This is a genomic window from Bacteroidota bacterium (genome assembly GCA_040388375.1).
Taxonomy (GTDB): domain Bacteria; phylum Bacteroidota; class Bacteroidia; order UKL13-3; family UKL13-3; genus JAAFJM01.
The window spans coordinates 511,999-530,655 of the sequence record JAZKBU010000003.1; the positions used below are offsets into that span (position 1 = coordinate 511,999).

Annotated in this window: 18 protein-coding genes; 16 read left to right on the forward strand and 2 right to left on the reverse strand. The window is 34.8% G+C overall.

Annotation, left to right across the window (positions count from 1 at the left end; genetic code table 11):
- Nucleotides 1-293: 293 nt before the first annotated feature.
- Nucleotides 294-2,309 carry an LruC domain-containing protein gene (locus V4538_05155; GenBank protein MES2380407.1) on the forward strand — a complete coding sequence of 672 codons (2,016 nt, stop codon included), beginning with the start codon at nt 294-296 and terminating at the stop codon, nt 2,307-2,309.
- Nucleotides 2,310-2,386: 77 nt separating this feature from the next.
- Here the strand turns inward: V4538_05155 and V4538_05160 are convergent, their stop codons facing one another.
- Together V4538_05160 and V4538_05165 are read right to left on the reverse strand one after the other, a co-directional pair.
- Nucleotides 2,387-2,962: a group 1 truncated hemoglobin gene (locus tag V4538_05160; protein ID MES2380408.1), complete on the reverse strand. Its 576-nt coding sequence runs from the start codon at nt 2,960-2,962 to the stop codon at nt 2,387-2,389.
- Between the two features lie 15 nt (nt 2,963-2,977).
- Nucleotides 2,978-3,406, reverse strand: coding sequence for a hypothetical protein (locus tag V4538_05165; GenBank protein MES2380409.1), 429 nt, complete (start codon nt 3,404-3,406; stop codon nt 2,978-2,980).
- A gap of 302 nt (nt 3,407-3,708) precedes the next feature.
- On the opposite strand from V4538_05165, the gene V4538_05170 reads away from it, so the two are divergent.
- The 15 genes from V4538_05170 (at nt 3,709) to V4538_05240 (ending at nt 18,602) form a co-directional block, all read left to right on the forward strand.
- Nucleotides 3,709-4,488, forward strand: coding sequence for a succinate dehydrogenase cytochrome b subunit (locus V4538_05170; GenBank protein ID MES2380410.1), 780 nt, complete (start codon nt 3,709-3,711; stop codon nt 4,486-4,488).
- Between the two features lie 35 nt (nt 4,489-4,523).
- The gene (locus V4538_05175; GenBank protein MES2380411.1) at nt 4,524-6,521 is read left to right on the forward strand and encodes a fumarate reductase/succinate dehydrogenase flavoprotein subunit; all 1,998 of its coding nucleotides are present in this window, start codon (nt 4,524-4,526) and stop codon (nt 6,519-6,521) included.
- Nucleotides 6,522-6,597: 76 nt separating this feature from the next.
- Nucleotides 6,598-7,359: a succinate dehydrogenase/fumarate reductase iron-sulfur subunit gene (locus V4538_05180; protein MES2380412.1), complete on the forward strand. Its 762-nt coding sequence runs from the start codon at nt 6,598-6,600 to the stop codon at nt 7,357-7,359.
- Between the two features lie 175 nt (nt 7,360-7,534).
- Entirely contained in the window at nt 7,535-10,165 is a 2,631-nt protein-coding gene (locus tag V4538_05185) for a gliding motility-associated C-terminal domain-containing protein (protein MES2380413.1), read from the forward strand.
- A gap of 5 nt (nt 10,166-10,170) precedes the next feature.
- Nucleotides 10,171-11,301 carry an NAD(P)/FAD-dependent oxidoreductase gene (locus V4538_05190; GenBank protein ID MES2380414.1) on the forward strand — a complete coding sequence of 377 codons (1,131 nt, stop codon included), beginning with the start codon at nt 10,171-10,173 and terminating at the stop codon, nt 11,299-11,301.
- 107 nt (nt 11,302-11,408) lie between these two features.
- Nucleotides 11,409-12,152: a 4-hydroxy-tetrahydrodipicolinate reductase gene (gene dapB / locus V4538_05195; GenBank protein MES2380415.1), complete on the forward strand. Its 744-nt coding sequence runs from the start codon at nt 11,409-11,411 to the stop codon at nt 12,150-12,152.
- Nucleotides 12,153-12,245: 93 nt separating this feature from the next.
- Entirely contained in the window at nt 12,246-13,586 is a 1,341-nt protein-coding gene (gene lepB / locus V4538_05200) for a signal peptidase I (GenBank protein MES2380416.1), read from the forward strand.
- A gap of 35 nt (nt 13,587-13,621) precedes the next feature.
- Nucleotides 13,622-14,464: an AraC family transcriptional regulator gene (locus V4538_05205; protein ID MES2380417.1), complete on the forward strand. Its 843-nt coding sequence runs from the start codon at nt 13,622-13,624 to the stop codon at nt 14,462-14,464.
- 58 nt (nt 14,465-14,522) lie between these two features.
- A complete protein-coding gene (locus V4538_05210) occupies nt 14,523-15,344 on the forward strand; it encodes a choice-of-anchor V domain-containing protein (protein MES2380418.1) in 822 nt (273 codons plus the stop codon).
- A gap of 74 nt (nt 15,345-15,418) precedes the next feature.
- Entirely contained in the window at nt 15,419-15,880 is a 462-nt protein-coding gene (locus V4538_05215) for a hypothetical protein (GenBank protein MES2380419.1), read from the forward strand.
- Nucleotides 15,881-15,886: 6 nt separating this feature from the next.
- Entirely contained in the window at nt 15,887-16,237 is a 351-nt protein-coding gene (locus tag V4538_05220; protein MES2380420.1) for a hypothetical protein, read from the forward strand.
- Between the two features lie 4 nt (nt 16,238-16,241).
- Nucleotides 16,242-16,586 carry a hypothetical protein gene (locus V4538_05225; protein MES2380421.1) on the forward strand — a complete coding sequence of 115 codons (345 nt, stop codon included), beginning with the start codon at nt 16,242-16,244 and terminating at the stop codon, nt 16,584-16,586.
- A 12-nt stretch (nt 16,587-16,598) separates the two neighbouring features.
- On the forward strand, nt 16,599-17,504 hold the full coding sequence (locus V4538_05230; protein ID MES2380422.1) for a DUF5777 family beta-barrel protein: 906 nt from the start codon (nt 16,599-16,601) through the stop codon (nt 17,502-17,504).
- Nucleotides 17,505-17,525: 21 nt separating this feature from the next.
- The gene (locus V4538_05235; protein MES2380423.1) at nt 17,526-18,038 is read left to right on the forward strand and encodes a L,D-transpeptidase family protein; all 513 of its coding nucleotides are present in this window, start codon (nt 17,526-17,528) and stop codon (nt 18,036-18,038) included.
- A 12-nt stretch (nt 18,039-18,050) separates the two neighbouring features.
- A complete protein-coding gene (locus tag V4538_05240) occupies nt 18,051-18,602 on the forward strand; it encodes a YceI family protein (GenBank protein ID MES2380424.1) in 552 nt (183 codons plus the stop codon).
- Nucleotides 18,603-18,657 lie beyond the last annotated feature (55 nt).

The following is an 18,657-nucleotide window of genomic DNA, read 5'->3' on the forward strand; positions in this document are numbered from 1 at the left end:
GAAACTAAATTCATTTACACACGCACCTAAAAATTTTATAAACAGCTTAAAAGTGAAGTGTAAATTTTTTTCATAATTAATATCGGGTTAAGTACTCAAACATATAGAATAGTTTTTTGCTTAATAGCGAAGCAGTTAGATGGGGTGTTTTTGTGGCGAAAAAGAACATGGATTCCTGTTTTGGGAATCTTTTCAGTTATAAGGAAAAAATAATTGACTGATAACCATATATTTGGTTTGGTGGCATGCTTTGTGTTTTTATATTTGTAACTAAAACAGACAAACACCCGAAAATGAAAAAATTAATTATCCCTGTATTACTAGCAGTATCTATATTAAGTTCTTGTACTAAAGATGTATCAAGTGCTAAAGAAAATGGAACTACTGTAAACCCAAATCCAACTACTATGGATGAAATGGTTGTTCCTCCCGGATTTGCTTATAAAACAACTAGTAATACTAATTTTCAAATTACTTTATTATCAAATAACGACCAAGGTTTAGGTGGAGTTAGAATTGATATAATGGATGATAGTCCTGCTAATGGTGGAAAAATTTTAGCAACGGGAATAACCAATGCTGCAGGTTCTTTAAATATGGATTATACTATTCCAACCGCTTTAAAAGAAGTAGTCATTAATACCGATTACGTTGGTGTAGTAAATGATGTAATAGTTCCGGTAAGCCAAAATGGTACTGTTCAACTTACCTTAGGTGGTAAACACCCACAAACGGTTAGAACTGTAATTGAAAAATATTCACTAAAAAGTACAAAAGCTTTAGGTAAATCTTTTAGTCGTTTATCTTATAAATTAGGAACTTTTTCTACAGGAACAAACAGTGGAGTACCCACTTATTTATTACAACCACGCGATGTTGTTACCAGCCAGTTTTTAGCTGACGTAAATGCTACTTTACCTGAACAAAGACCAGTTCCAACTTATAACCCACAATATTTAAATACTTCGTTAGAAAGAAATTTAGTATTAACAGCACAGTGTGATGTTTGGATTACTTTTGTACACGAAGGAGCAGGTTACAAAAACTCTTTATTTTACTTTACTTATAACAAAAACAACAAGCCAACAAGTGCCAACCAAATTGATTCTTTAATTGCTATTATGCCTAATACTTCATACAGTGGAAGTGGAGGAGGTATGACTACCGGTGATAAAGTATATATAGGTCGTTTTGGTGCAGATACTGCTATCGGATTTGCAATTGCTCAAGATGCTTGGAATGGTACCACTGTAGCTTCTAGCCATACTTTCTTTTATACACTTCGCGATTTAAATCCTGAAACAAGTGCAAGCAATAGAGAACACGTTGCTATGCTTTACGATAATCCTACACAACGTTTTTTAATTGGTTTTGAAGATATAAACCGTGAACAAGGTAGTGATCAGGATTTTAACGATTGTATCGTTTACGCTACTGCAAATCCGGTAACCGCAGTTGATCAAACAAATATTATACATACTACACCTGCAGCAGGAACTGATACCGATGGCGATGGTGTATTAAACCCTTACGATGAATACCCAACAGACCCTGCAAGAGCTTACAATGTTTATTATCCAAGTGCTACCACTTTTGCCAGTGTTGCTTTTGAAGACTTATGGCCAAGTAAAGGTGATTACGATATGAACGATGTAGTTGTAAACTACCAATACAAAGGTATTTTAAATGCCAGCAATAAAATGGTTGATATGTCAGCTAAATATAAATTAAGAGCAGCCGGTGGAATTTTCAAAAATGCATTCTCCGTTGAGTTGCCTGTAAACAGAACGGATGTATCAACTATAACCGGTGGATTAGGATTGGAAGCAGCAGCTACCAAAGCTATTTTAAGAGTATTTGCAAGTTCAATTGCTATTATTCCTAACTACAATACAGTAAAAGGACAAACAGCACAGGTAACAGATACAATATCGGTAGCAATGAGTTTTACAACACCACAAAGCTTTAGTTTAAGTTCGTTTAATCCGTTTATCTATGTGGATGAAATAGGTAAAGGACGTGGACATGAAGTACATTTACCGGACTACAAGCCTACTGAATTAGCTAATACAGCTATATTTGGAACAAGTGCTGATAATTCAAGTGTATTGAATAACACTTATTATAAAACTAAAAACAATTTGCCTTTTGCAATCAATATTCCTGAAAGCTTTGATTACCCAGCAGAAAGAGAAGCTATTATTTTAGCTCATTTAAAATTTGCAACATGGGCACAATCAGGAGGAGTTCAATTCCAGGATTGGTATAAAAACACTTCAGGTTACCGTAACAGCGCTAAAATTTACTAGTAGTAATATCTTTAATAAATAATAAAAGCCATTCAATCTTTAGGTTGAATGGCTTTTTAATTGCATATAACTATTACTTATTGTTGAACTATATCTGATTGGGTAGTGTAAAGTAAAGCTACTAAGTCATCAACTAACTGTTTTGAATTGCTTGCGGTAACGCCATTTTTTGCTAAACCTTCGCCTATATCTCCAACAAATTTATCAAAGTCAGCGTTGTTAATTTTTACTGCTATGCGGCTGTTCTTCGCAGGGTCATGTGCATCTTTCATGTTTTTACCGGAGTATGCATAATTCGTATTGGTTGAGCCTGTGGCTGCACACATAAAGTCAGTAAAGTTTTCACTTAATGCAGTTAATCCCGTAGTGTTACCATTGCCTAATTCAGCAAAAAGAACCGGAAAGTATTTTGCCAGTTGTGCATCTGCTGCAATTACATTGATAGAACTGTCAACTACGGCTCTCAGTGTTAAACGTCCTTTTTCAATCATAATCCCTGAATTTTTAGGGTCTGTAACCAATTCAGTACCTCCAACTCTGGTGTATAAAGTAACGGCAGGAGTGGTGGTAGTTTTGTTATCATCTTTTGAGCACGATTGAAATGTGCCTAGGGCTGCCACTAAAGCAGCTGTCAGCATAAATTGTTTTTTCATAATAATGTTTTGGGTTTATAATTTTGATAGATAAGCAATAATTTTTCCGCTGATTGATTTGTTGTCATTCATAACAGGGCAGCCTGTTTTTAAATCATTTTCATTAACGGTATATTTTTTTGCCTGATAGTTTCCTAACTGTGTCACCTGTGTAAAAACACCATCAGTGGTTTGTGTACCTACTAAGTAAGTGTAAACTAAAATTTTGTCTTTATGGTTAAAGTAAGCGCTTTCCACTCCATTTAAACCGGCTACAAAATTTCTTATTTTTATAGCTTCTGATGAGTCGATAGGTTGAATAAAATCTATTCTGCTTAACTGTCGTATGCGGGAGTCATTATTTTTTTTATGAGTTACCTGGTATATGTGTACGCCAAGTACAATGAGTAAAATAAAAATACCTGAAAAGGTAAAAGCTGCAATTTTTAGTAAAGTCTTTTTCATACGTGTAATTTTTCAGTTTGTTTGATTTACGTAAAAAATTAGCGGATGGATTTAAAAGGTGTTTTTTCAATTTTTTTTCCTTATTGATTTTAGGTGCAATTTGCCGGTTCATGCTTTTAAAAGACCAAACCACTCTTGTTTACTAAAACAGATTTAAATTTATTTTATTCAAATATTTGTTTTTCAAAATGTTATAGTGCTATTTAAACTCTTTCTAAATATACCTTTTGATTTTAATCAGCTACACTCTTCTTTACGCAAGGTTTACATTCGCAGTCAACAAAATATTTATTAATTAAAAAATGAATTGGATAGTTAAAATGTTTGGCTCCTCGTTAGGGCAAAAATTAATCATGGCACTTACTGGACTGTTTTTGTGCTCGTTTTTAGTCATTCACATGATTGGGAATTTACAATTGTTTAAAAACGATATGGGTTTAGCATTTAACAAATATGCCGTTTTTATGACCACCAATCCTTTAATTAAAACAGTCTCATATTTGTTGTATGCTGCTATTTTATTCCATGCTTTTAAAGGCTTATGGTTAGCCTATAAAAATCAAAAAGCCAGACCGGTAAAATACCAGGCATTTGATGGGAAAGCCAACAGCCATTGGTCCAGCAGAAATATGGGTGTTTTAGGTACTATTGTTTTAGTATTTATTGTTATTCATATGAGTAACTTTTGGTTTCAGTACAAGTTTGGGCATGTGCCTTATACACGCTATACAGAGAATATACAAACAGGAGAATTGTTTGCTGATAATTTACCAAAAGACTTTACCATGCATTCAAAAATGGAAGAGGTAATGGAAGGTACAATGAAGGTAACCATCGTTAAAGATTTGTACCGCGAAGTAGCTTTTGAATTTAAAACTGAGTGGTGGTTAGTGGCATTATACGTATTATCTATGGGTGCTATCGCATTCCATTTATACCACGGTTTTAAATCGGCTTTCCAAACTTTGGGTTTAAACCATAAAAAATACAATGGCTTAATTGAAGCAGTAAGCACTTGGGTATTTGCTATTATTCTTCCTCTGGGTTTTGCAGCTATGCCTATTTATTTTTTCGTTAAGTAAATTATTAAAAATTCATCATTAATCAATTATATACGATGTTAGATTCAAAAATTCCTCAAGGCCCACTAGAACAAAAATGGACAAAGTACCGTTCAACAGTTCCTTTGGTAAATCCTGCAAATAAACGTAGTTTAGAAATAATTGTTGTTGGATCTGGATTAGCTGGAGCTTCGGCTGCTGCTACTTTAGCTGAGTTAGGTTATAAAGTAAAAGTATTTTGTTTTCAAGATTCACCTCGTAGAGCGCATTCAATTGCAGCGCAAGGTGGAATAAATGCTGCTAAAAATTATCAAAACGATGGTGATTCAGTTTACCGTTTATTTTATGATACTATTAAAGGTGGTGATTATCGTGCACGCGAGGCAAACGTTCATCGTTTGTCTGAAGTAAGTGGTAATATTATTGACCAATCAGTAGCAAGCGGTGTGCCTTTTGCACGCGAATACGGAGGGTTATTAAGTAACCGTTCGTTTGGTGGAACACAGGTACAACGTACTTTTTATGCTGCAGGCCAAACAGGCCAACAATTATTATTAGGTGCTTATTCTGGTTTACAACGCCAGGTAGGTTTAGGTAATGTTCAATTGCTTGCCCGTCATGAAATGTTAGACGTAGTAAACATTGACGGAAAATGCCGTGGTATTATTGCCCGTGATTTAATTTCGGGTAAATTAGAGCGTCACTTTGGTCATGCAGTATTGTTATGTACCGGTGGTTACGGAAATGTATTTTTCCTTTCAACCAATGCAATGGGAAGTAACGTAACTGCTGCTTGGAAAGCACATAAAAAAGGTGCATTCTTTGGTAATCCTTGTTATACACAAATTCATCCTACTTGTATTCCTGTTTCTGGTGATCACCAGTCAAAATTAACTTTGATGAGTGAGTCGTTACGTAACGATGGACGTATTTGGGTTCCAAAACGCAAAGAAGATGCAGTTGCTATTCGCGAAGGAAAATTAAATCCAAGCGATTTAAAAGAAGAAGACAGAGATTACTATTTAGAAAGACGTTACCCTGCTTTTGGTAATTTAGTTCCGCGCGATGTGGCTTCACGTGCTGCAAAAGAGCGTTGCGATGCCGGATTTGGTGTAAACAAAACAGGTGAAGCTGTTTATTTGGATTTTGCTTTTAACATGAAGTATAAATACGGTAAACAAGTAGCTACTTTAAAACATATTGCAAATCCTACCGAAGAGCAATTAACTGCATTTGGATATGAAGTAGTGAAAGAAAAATACGGAAACTTGTTTGATATGTACAAACAAATTACTGGTGTTGATCCATATAAAAACCCAATGATGATTTATCCAGCGGTACATTATACTATGGGTGGTCTTTGGGTTGATTATAATTTAATGACAACTGTTCCCGGTTTATATGCTTTAGGTGAAGCTAATTTCTCTGACCACGGTGCTAACCGTTTAGGAGCATCAGCTTTAATGCAAGGTTTAGCTGATGGTTATTTTGTAATTCCTTACACTATTGGTTCTTATTTATCGAACGAAATTAGTGTTAAAGCCATCTCAACCGACCACGAAGCGTTTGTAACTGCCGAAAAAGAAGTGAGCGACAGATTGAATAAATTATTAACCATTAAAGGAACCAAGCCGGTTGATTATTTCCATAGACGTTTAGGTAAAATTATGTGGGATAAATGCGGTATGGCTCGTAATATAGAAGGTTTAACCTGGGCTATAGCTGAAATTCAAAAAATAAGGGAAGAGTTTTGGAAAGATGTTCGCGTTCCGGGCGAAGCCAATGAGTTTAATCCTGAACTAGAAAAAGCAGGGCGTGTAGCCGACTTTATAGAGTTAGGAGAATTAATGTGTAAAGATGCTTTAGAGCGTAACGAAAGTTGTGGAGGCCATTTCCGTGAAGATCACCAGACAGACGAAGGTGAAGCGATGCGTGATGATGACAACTACAAACACGTTGCTGCATGGCAGTTTAACGAAACAGGAAACTGGACATTGCACAAAGAAGATTTAGTTTACGAAAACATTAAAATTGCACAACGTAGCTATAAATAATATAATCAGTTAATAAAAGTTGATAGGTATTATAAAACCATCAGCAATAATCACCATTAACCAAAAACTTAAAAAAATGAGCGGAAATATGAAAATCAACTTGAAAGTTTGGCGTCAAAAAAATGGCAACAGTCAAGGTAAGTTAGTTGATTACAAAGTAGAAGATGTATCGCCTGATATGTCTTTTCTTGAAATGTTTGACGTTTTAAACGACAAATTAGTAAGCGAAGGTAAAGATGAGCCAATAGCTTTTGATCACGATTGTAGAGAAGGTATTTGCGGTATGTGTAGCATGTATATCAATGGTCGTCCGCATGGGCCAAACCAAGGTGTTACTACCTGCCAGTTACATATGCGTAGTTTTAAAGATGGCGATACCATAGTAGTGGAACCATGGAGAGCTTCTGCATTCCCGGTTATAAAAGATTTAGCGGTAGACCGTTCCGCATTTGACAGGATTATAGCTTCAGGTGGATTTATTTCGGTAAATACCGGAAACGCGCAGGATGCAAATAATTTGCCAATTCCAAAAGATGATGCAGATGAAGCATTTGCAGCAGCAGCTTGTATTGGTTGTGGTGCTTGTGTAGCAGCCTGTAAAAATTCATCAGCTATGTTATTTGTTTCAGCTAAAGTTTCGCAATTGGCATTATTACCACAAGGAGCTCCTGAACGTAGCTCACGTGTGTTGAACATGGTTGCCCAAATGGATAACGAAGGTTTTGGTGCTTGTACCAACACAGGTGCTTGCTCAGCTGAGTGCCCTAAAGAAATATCATTAACCAATATTGCCCGTTTAAACAGAGAGTATTTAGTAGCCCAGTTGACTTCTAAATAAATAAAACCTAAACCACATTTTTCTGAAATCCATTAACAATAATTTTACTGTTAATGGATTTTTTATTTATATAAAGTGCAACAAAAAGTGCTAATTTGCTGACAAATATTTTATCAAATCTATTCAAGTGATTAAATTTACTAATAAGTGTAAATTACTATTATTCATATTACTGTTGTTTTCAACAAGTAATTTATTAGCTACTCATTATAGGGCAGGTGAAATTGTTTTTAGAAATATATCGGGTTTAAATTACGAAATAATTGTTTACACCTATACCGATCAATTTGGTGCGGGTGATCCGAGCACAGATGGTATAAATGTTGATTTTGGCGATAATACATCATTGAGAGTTGAACGTACCTCGTTTGATATTTTAAACCCAAGTACCAGTTATGGTGTAAAGCGTAATGCTTATAAAACCAACCATACTTACAAAGGTGCAGGTGTTTTTGTGGTAAGTATTTCTGATCCAAACAGGGTTGATGCCATCCGGAATATAAATGATGGTAATTCAGTTAACATTCCATTCAGCGTACAGTCACAAATTATTATTGATGCAGGTTATACCAATCAGTCGCCCATTTTACTTTCGGTACCTATTGACAGGGGATGTGTTGGAAAAGTATTTGTACATAATCCAAGTGCTTACGACCCCGATGGCGATAGTTTAGTATACGAAATAAGAGCCCCAAACATTGGTCCCAATATGCCGGTACCGGGTTTTACTATACCCGAAACATCCGACTCATTTACCATTAACCAGCTTACCGGGCAATTAACTTGGGGAACCCCTAAATATTCTGGTTTTTACAATATAGTTATTCGTATAAAAGAATACAGACGAAATGGTGTTATACAGCCCATATTAGTTGGTTATGTAGATAGAGATATTCAAATAAGAATATTGCTTTGTACTAATAATCCTCCAATTATAGCATCTATGAGTAATGCTTGCGTAATAGCAGGTGATTTATTAGAAAAAAATATTTCAGCAAAAGACAATGATGCTGGTAACCAAATAAGTTTAACCGGTTTTGGTGGGCCATTTGCCCAAAAAACCAGTCCCGCTTTTACCCTGCCGTCAACTGCAGTGGGTAATCCCGCAGGCTTTTTGTTTAGATGGCGCCCTGCTTGTACTTCTATAAGAGCTGATTCTTTTCAAGCTGTTTTTAGAGCCATTGACAATGGAGACCCTGTTCCTTTAACAGATGTACAATCATTTAAAATAAAAGTAAATGGTCCCGCTCCACGTAACCTAACTCCTGTTATACAAGATAACGGCTTTAAATTAAACTGGACTGTTGATACCTGTGGTTATGCTTTTGGTTATAGAATTTACAGACGCATTGATTCTTCGTTTTGGAACCCTGCTTATTGCCAGATTGGAGTGCCCGCATCAACAGGTTTTGTTTTGTTAGATACCGTTGAGGGAGTAAATAACAATACTTATTTTGACAATGATTTTGGCAAAGGAATTTCTCCTTTGATTAATTACTGTTATAGAGTTACTGCATTTTATTTAGCCCGTAACGATGTAGGTGGCATTGTTAATTTAGCCGAACCTTCAGAAAGCAAAGCAAGTATTGAAGTATGTGCACTTATACAAAGAACCAAACCCATTATAACCAATGTAAGTGTTTTAAAAACCAATGCTGCTACGGGTGCTATTTTGGTTAAATGGTTAAAGCCACTTCTTTTAGATTCCAATCAAAATCCGCCACCTTATACCGTACAGGTAAAAAGAGCTGTTGTTGGAACCACTAATTTTACAAATGTAGGAACAGCAAAAAACTACAGCACCTTTGCAGATATTATAAACGACAGCTTAATCGATTCAAATATCAATACACAATCAGCACAATACTATTATAAGGTTTCGTTTGTAAGCGGTACCACTTTGGTAGATGAAAGTATTATTGCCAGTTCACCATTTTTAGAGCCATACAATACCAATCAGGCTGTAGTGTTAAACCTGCAATATGATGTGCCTTGGAAAAATACTTCGTTTGTAGTGTATAGGCAAAATGGATTAAATTTTGATTCCATTGCTACTACTTCATCCAGTTCATACATTGATACCGGTTTAATAAATGGCCAAACCTATTGTTACTATGTAAAAACCGTTGGTAACTATAATCAGCAGTTTTGGCCAGATACTTTATACAATAATTCGCAAGTTGTATGTGGTACTCCCGTTGATACCATACCACCTTGTCCGCCCGTATTAAGTTATACAACACCATGTAATAAATTTAATATCAACGATATTATTTTGAACTGGACTTATCCGGCCAATTGCAAGCAGGATATTCAGTCGTATAAAGTATTGTACAGGAAACAAGTAACCGATACCTGGATAGAATTAGCCACATTGAGTGGAGGAGCCAATTCATATATTGATACCAGACCACAGTTAACTTATGGAATAGCAGGTTGCTATGCCGTAATTGCTATTGATACAGTTGGCAATGTGAGCAGTCCGGATGGAAATAGTTTTTGTATTGACAATTGCCCGTATTATGTATTGCCAAACACTTTTACACCTAATACTGATAACTCTAACGATATTTTCAAACCATTTCCATATAGGTTTATTGAGAAAATAGAATTGCAGGTATACAATAGATGGGGAACTCCCGTGTTTGAAACTACTGATATAGATATTAACTGGGATGGTAAAGACCAAACTTCAGGAAAAGAATTAGTAGCAGGCACGTATTTCTATATAATAAAAATATACGAAAATTATTTAGATGGTACCAAAGAACGAAAAGTAAGAGGTACGGTTGAAATAATAAGATAAAGCCAATGCAATATTTTCAATGTGCAATAATTGGAGGTGGGCTGGGCGGATTAACACTGGCTATCCAATTGGCACAAAAGGGCTATCAGGTTGTACTTTTCGAAAAAGAAAATTATCCTTATCACAAAGTATGTGGCGAATATGTCTCTATGGAGTCGTGGAATTACTTAGAACGATGTGGTGTTCCACTAACTGCATTCAATCTTCCTACATTAACACAATTAAAAATATCAGCACCCAACGGGCAGTATTTAACACATACGTTAAAGCCGGGGGGCTTTGGTATATCGCGTTACAAGTTAGATTATTCGTTAGCACAACTAGCCATTGGAAGTGGCGTAAAAGTAATAGAAAACTGCAAAGTAAATGAGGTAACATTTACTGATAATGCTTACCAGATAGAAACGAGCAATGGTTCCTTTATATCAGAAGTACTAATAGGTGCTTATGGCAAACGAAGTAATATAGATATAAAACTACAGCGTAATTTTATAAATAATAAACTACAGGGGTTAAACAATTATGTCGGGGTAAAGTACCATGTAAAGGCCGATTTACCTGCCAATATAATTGAGCTGCATAATTTTGAAAATGGCTATTGTGGTATTTCAAAAATTGAAGACGACAGATATTGTCTGTGTTATTTAACCAATGCCGCAAACCTTAAAAAATACAATGGAAGTATAGCAGAAATGGAGAAAGGAATACTGATGAAAAATCCTTTTTTACACAGATACTTAACCGAGTTTAAATCATTTTACGATAAGCCTCTGGTTATATCGCAAATTAGTTTTGCTGCTAAAACCCAATCAGAGAATGGAGTGCTTATGCTTGGAGATGCTGCCGGGTTAATTACGCCATTGTGCGGAAATGGCATGAGTATGGCCATGCATGCTTCCTATATGTTAAGTAAATTGTTGCCGTTGTATTTTGAAAAAAAAATAACCAAGCACGCTTTAACCAATGAATATACAAAACAATGGAATCAGCAATTTAAGAGCAGGTTATGGTTTGGCAGACAGTTTCAACTATTGTTTGGAAATAAAATAATGACAAATATGGTTATAAGTGCACTTAAACCTATGCCATTTGTAGTTAATAAATTAGTAAGCCTTACGCATGGAAAACCTTATTAAAACTAGTTTTTTGGTCAAAATAGTCAACAATTAATTTGTCCTTTTATAATTTAGTTTTATATTGTGCAATCAATTAAAAATTAAAAGTCAACTAACAGAATACGCTTATGAAAATAGCATTGCTCGGATATGGCAAAATGGGAAAAGCAATTGAAAAAATTGCAGAGGAAAGAGGTCACGAAATAGTATATAGAGTTGATTTAAATAACGCGTTTGATTTTTTACCGCTTAGTTTACAAAACGTTGATGTGGCTATTGATTTTAGTATGCCTACAGCAGCAGTTGAAAACATTTTAAAATGTTTTGAAGCCAAAGTACCTATTGTAATTGGTACTACCGGTTGGTACGATCAGTTTGATTTTATTAAAGACAAGTGTTTGACCGAAGGTCAAAGCATGTTATACAGCAGTAATTTTAGCATTGGTGTTAATATATTTTATAAAATAAATAAACTATTAGCACAAATAATGCAAAAACACGATAACTATGATGTAATGATAAGCGAAGTGCATCATACGGCTAAAAAAGACCACCCAAGCGGAACGGCTTTAAGTTTAGCCAAACAAATAATGAGTGAAATAGATACGAAAGAAAAAATAAAAGACCGCTTAATGTTTGATACCGAAACACCAGCACAAAGTACCAAACCAAACGAACTGCTTATTGAAAGCCACCGCGAAGGCGATGTAATGGGCGACCATACCGTTAGGTACGAAAGTGTTATTGATGCCATAGAAATTACACACAGTGCAAAAAGCCGTAATGGTTTTGCCAGAGGAGCTGTTATGGCGGCTGAATGGATAGTAGGTAAAAAAGGTATTTACACCTTAGATGATATATTACAATTTTAAATTTTACCGTTTAAATATTTTTAAAACAACTTAACAAAACCTACTGGCGGTAAGTAAAAATAGCTTTACCTATGTAGGATTAATAAATTTTTCATGAGCACCAACAACCAAACAAGCAAAGCGGTAAAGAGCAATTATTTTAGTGACTTGTTTAATTATTTTTATAAAAGCCCCAAACTATTTTCTAAAAAACAGTGGATTATTATTACTGTTTGGATACTGGTTAATTTAATATGCATGGTTTTGTATATGGCGGCAGGAGCTTCTTTTGGCTTAGCGCTTCTTAACTGTATTTATGGTATAGCTATCATATTCGGATATTTTACCCGGTTAATAGCCTTGGTCATTTCTCCATTGTTTTTCTTTTCATTCCGCATTTTTATGCCTTCGTCAAAAACGAATGTGCAAAGAGCGTATGAGTGGGCCGATGCTTTAATTTTTGCCACCATAGCCGCCACTATTATCAGAGGTTATTTTATGGAGGCATATACCATTCCTACCTCATCAATGGAAAAATCATTATTGGTAGGTGACTTTTTATTTGTAAGTAAATACAGCTATGGAAACAGGTTACCACAAACGCCATTAAGCTTTCCATTCGTACATAACAAATTGCCATTTTCCGATACTAAAAAATCGTATTTAGAGTGGATGCAAATGCCATATAAACGATTGTTTGCCGTATCAAGTATTAAAAATAACGATGTAGTCGTTTTCAATTATCCATTTGAAATAGATAAGCCAACAGATAAAAAAGAAAACTATATTAAACGTTGCGTTGGTATTGCAGGCGATAGTTTAAAAGTAGTGAATCAGCAATTGTTTGTAAATAACAAACCGGCCGATAATCCTGATTTGATGCAGCACTTTTATAAAGTTACCAGCACCGAAGGCATTAGCAAAAAATTTGTTGACGATAATGATATAACAGAAGGTGGATCTACAGATAAAGGATATTTATTGATTAACTTAACCAATAAAGCCAAAGAACAATTAAAAGGTTATAAAGGCATTGTTTCTGTTGAACGTAACGATACCAGTTATATTAGCGGTTATACAGCCTTTCAGGAAAAGTTTAAATGGAGCATAGATGATTTTGGCCCTATTTATATTCCTAAAGAAGGCGATGTAATAGAAATGAATGAACACAATTACGATGTGTATGAATTTGCTATTAAACATTACGAAAACAATCCGAGTTTAACATGGCAAAATGGACAAGCTTTATTAAACGGACAACCCATAAAAACATACACGTTTAAGTATAACTATTACTTTATGATGGGTGATAACAGGGACAACTCAGCCGACAGCCGTTTCTGGGGTTTTGTACCGGAAACACATATAGTAGGTAAAGCATTATTTGTGTGGATGAGTTGGGATGCCGGCCATAAAACAGTGCGCTGGAGCAGGTTGTTTAAGTCGATTCATTAATACCGGTTTTGTAATAGTTATTTGTTTATTGAGCTATGACCAAAATTCCAACATACAATTTTCAAAAAATTGGCCGTAAAGAAAAACTGGTTGATTTAATTGTATGGGACGATCCTAATTTTTACCAGGTTGAAAAACCACATTGTCATGAATACCACGAAATATTTGTTATTTTAGAAGGCAATGGTTTACACCAGATAGATGGAACTATTTATCCATTACAAAACAAGTCTTTTCAAATAGTACCTCATTTTTTCTCACATCAGTTTACACGCGATGCAGAAAGCAAGGGATTTACCGTTGCTATTACCAATGTTTTTATTGAGCAATTAAGTCGTTTTGATAGTGATTCAAATTATAGAGCCTTGTTTGAAAAAGAACACATGATTCATTTATCAGCCAGCGAGTTTGAATCATTTGATTTTTTCTTAAATGAAATTCAGAAACTGGAAATAAACGATGCATACAGACAAAATATATGTGCAGCCATTTTGCTTAAATTAATTCCTTTTATAGACCATAACTTGGGTGTTGAAAACAACTTTTCTCGCTTGGTAAGAAAGGCATTGGAAAATAATTTCATGAAACGGCTATCAACCGAACAGTATGCTGCCATGTTTAATTTAACAGCACTTAATTTAAACACAAAAGTTAAAAAAATTGCAGGTAAAACCATTATGCAAATGCAGGATGATTTACTGATAACAAATGTAAAAAGGTTATTATATAATACGGATATTGACTTAAAGGATATTGCTTTTGAGCATGGCTTTAATGACTACACCCACTTCTCCCATTTTTTCAAAAAACACACAGGTATATCGCCAATTGGTTATAGGAAAGGCATAAAAAATATACAAGAAATGAATAGGAATTGACAATTTCTTCTTAGTGCATACCGTTAGTTTTGCTTATTAAAACTTTATTAATATGAGCATGAGAAAAACTATAACCATTAGTATACTACTATTTTTTATAAGCGTTTGGAGTATTGAAATTCATTCTATGTCGTCAGGGGCATTAGCATTAACAGGTGCACCGCAAGAAAATAATTGCACCGGATGCCACCCCGGAGTGGCTAATAGCGATTCAAAAGGTGCTATTGTTATTACCATTGCAGGCAACCCAACTCATTATACCCCTGGACAAACTTACGATGTAAATGTAACGGTTAATTATCCGGGTAGAAATAGATTTGGTTTTGCACTTAACGTAAGAAAAAAAGGTGTTTTGTTTTTACCCGTTGGAGAGTTATTGGCAGAAAGCGGTTCTGGCGTTAGTGCAAATAGCTACGCTACCCATGAGTCAACCAGTATAGATGCAAGCAATAATAAAACATGGACTTTCAAATGGACTGCTCCACAAACAATGGATACCGTTGTGTTTTATGCAGGTGGAATAGCCTCCAATAATAATAAGCAAAATACAGGTGACCTGACTTATACATCATCTAAAACCTTATTACCGGGGGCAAAAACAACAGTTAATTCGTTAGATGTAATTAACTGGAAAAGTATTTTTCCTAATCCGGTCCATAATGATGTTACATTGCAGTTTGATGTACAAACAAAAGATAACTACCAAATAACATTGTTAGACTTAAAAGGCGAACTAAAAGAAACCTTACTGCAACAAACATTATCGGTTGGTCAACAACAATTAAACTTAACATTTGCTAATGAATACCCGGCAGGTATTTACATCATCAGCGTATCATCTTCAAATTGTAATACGTATAAAAAAATTATTATTTTATAAGGATTATTGATAAGTTTTATGTTATTCAATCAATAAAATAATATTTTTGAACATATTGCGGTGTGTTTAAAAAAGTGAATAGAACTATAAAAATTGTATTACCTGTTTTAATCCTGTTATTTATTGCTTGCTCCCATTATGATAGTTTGCAAAAAAATGGGGTAGAAAGCAGTGCAAATAAAAGTAGCCACAATAGTGGTCAGGATTGTATGCGTTGCCATAACGATGACAAGCATGAAGCTTCATTTTATGCTTGGTGGAATGTAGCAGGAACAATTTTTAAAGGTTCAGGAGCATTGAACACAGAAGCACGCATTGAGCTTTGGAGTGAACCAAATGGTAAAGGATTTCGTATTTTAAGTTTAGCAACAGATAAAGAGGCTAATTTTTACAGCGAAAAAATTATAAAATTTAATGGCGGTTGTTACCCCATAGCTATCAGCGGAGTTGACACAGTAGCAATGAGTCAATCTTTTAATGGCGGTGGATGTAATAGTTGCCATGGAGTATCAACCGATAAAATAATAGTGAATTAGATATATATGAAAAAAATAATACTATCAGGCGTCCTGCTCAGTTTTGTAGTTATATCAGGGTGTTATTTTGATAACAAAGAAGAGTTATACCCGAACCTTAATTCCGATTGTAACGCATCCTTAACATACAATACCGGAATTAAAACCATAATTGATAATAATTGCAGTACTTCAAATTGTCATGTTGCAGGAGGAACGGCTATTGATTTGTCGACCTATACATTGGTGAAAAATAATGCATCAAAAATTACCGACAGGGCTATTACACAAAAAAATATGCCGGCACCGTCAGGCATGTCAAGTTGTAATATTACAAAACTTGATAACTGGATAAAAGCAGGAATGCCCGAAAATTAGTGCTATGAAAAGAGTATTTGCTTTAATGCTTATATGCAGTATAGTTGTTGCCGTTAGCTGCCAACATAAAAAGGAAGAACAGCAAATAGTAAACGCAACAGATAGTTGCAATGCCGCTTTAACCTATACAGGGGGTATAAAAACATTGGTTGATGCCAATTGTGCATACAGTGGTTGCCATGTAGTAGGAACGGGGGCTGGCGATTTAACTACCTATGAGTTGTTATCGTCAAAAGCAAGTGAAATAAATACTAGGGTTGTTCTCGTTAAAAATATGCCGCCATCAAGCATGTCGGATTGTAATATATCAAAATTAGATAATTGGATAAAGGCAGGAATGCCGGAATAAAATAGAAATAAAATGAAAAAAAACATACTTCTTGTAACGCTGTTGTTAGCTGTAAATTTTGTTTGGGCTCAAGATGATTTATTGGATTTGTTAAAAGATGAAAATACAAAAGCTACACCAGTATTAGCTACTTTTAAAGGCACCAGGATTATCACAGGCCAAAGCAATGAGAATATTTCAAAAAAGCATTTAAACTTTTTGATTTTACATCGTTTTGGTGAATTAAAAGATGATGCCTGGTATTATAGTTTTTTAGGTTTAGACGGTGCTTCTGTTCGTTTAGCTTTTGACTATGGTATTACCGATAAATTAATGATAGGAGCAGGACGCAGTACAGTTGGAAAGGTGTATGATGGCAGTGTTAAATACAAATTGGCACAGCAAACTTCGGGTGGCAAAAAAAACTTTCCATTAGCTATTTCATATTATGGTAATATGGCTATTAAAACAGAAACGTTTACAAACACAGCAATCAACAATTATTTCTCTTCCCGTTTAACTTTCAGTAACCAGTTAATCATTGCACGCAAAGTAAATAATGCTGTTTCATTGCAATTAACACCCACTATGGTACATAGAAATTTAGTAGAGAAAAAGGCATACCCGAATACAGTTTTTGCGCTAGGTTTAGGCGGCTCGTTTAAATTAACACGCAGTACCCGTTTTAATATAGAATATTATCCCCGTTTAAACGGAAGAGACGAAAAATCAGAATCAGGACAAGACTATACTGATTATTTGGCTGTTGGTTTTGATATAGAAACAGGTGGGCACGTTTTTCAATTAATGCTAAGTAACTCCACTTACATGTACGAGCAGGGTTTTGTTACACAAACCACAGGCAAATGGGGCGATTTTGGGGTAAGAATAGGCTTTAACCTATCCCGTACCTTTTCGTTTGATAAAGAGCACAGGTAGCACGTATAAATGTTATAGCTAGTGAAACGCTTACTATTATATGGATTAGGCTTATTAGTACTACTAAGTTTTTTATTAGTAAAAAATAATAAAACGATACCTCAAGGTATAGTCATTGATAAAATAGTAGTAATTAAATCGCAACATAAGATGTACGTTTATAGTAATAACGAATTACTAAAAACATATAAAATTGCTTTTGGCAGGGGAGGAGACGGAGCCAAAGAATATGAAGGTGATAAAAAAACACCCGAAGGCGTTTATTTTATCAATGCCAAAAATAAAGACAGTGGCTACCATAACAATTTAGGTATATCGTATCCAAACAAAGCAGATGTAGAGCGTTGCCAAAAATTGAATAAACCAACGGGTGGAGATATAAAAATACACGGTTTAAAAAATGGTTTTGGCTTTATAGGAAGTGTGCATCACTTGTTTGACTGGACATTAGGTTGTATAGCCTTAACCAATGATGAAGTAGATGAACTAAGCCTACATACACCCATTGGCACTATTATTGAAATAAAACATTAAAATATAAAACGTATGAAAAAAATAATTTTAACCATTACCGCTACAGCCGCTATTGCTTTAGCCAATTTAACGGCACAACCACTTTACAAAGCCAGTAATGCAGAGGTAAGTTTCTTCTCAAGCACCCCGGCTGAGAATATAGATGCTAAAACAGTAAGCGCTACTACTTTGATTAATGTAAAAACAAAAGATATCGCATTTGTTATTCAAAACATATCATTTCAGTTTCCTAATAAACTAATGCAGGAACACTTTAACGAAAAGTATATGGAAAGCGAAAAATTTCCATTAAGCCAGTTTAGAGGAACCGTGCAGGAGAATATAGATTTAACCAAACCCGGAACTTACCATGTAACCGTAAAAGGAAAACTAAATATACATGGGGTAGAGCAGGAGAGAATCATAACAGGTACCATAACAGTACATGAGGGTAAAATAGAACTGGTAAGTAACTTTAAAGTTAAAGTAGCCGACCATAAAATAGAAATTCCTAAATTAGTATTGGCTAAAATAGCTGAAGAGCTAGATGTAAAAGTAATGGCCATATTGGTACCTAAACAGTAATTAATTTAATCTCAATAAAAAATGCAGCTTGTTGAACAATAAGCTGCATTTTTTA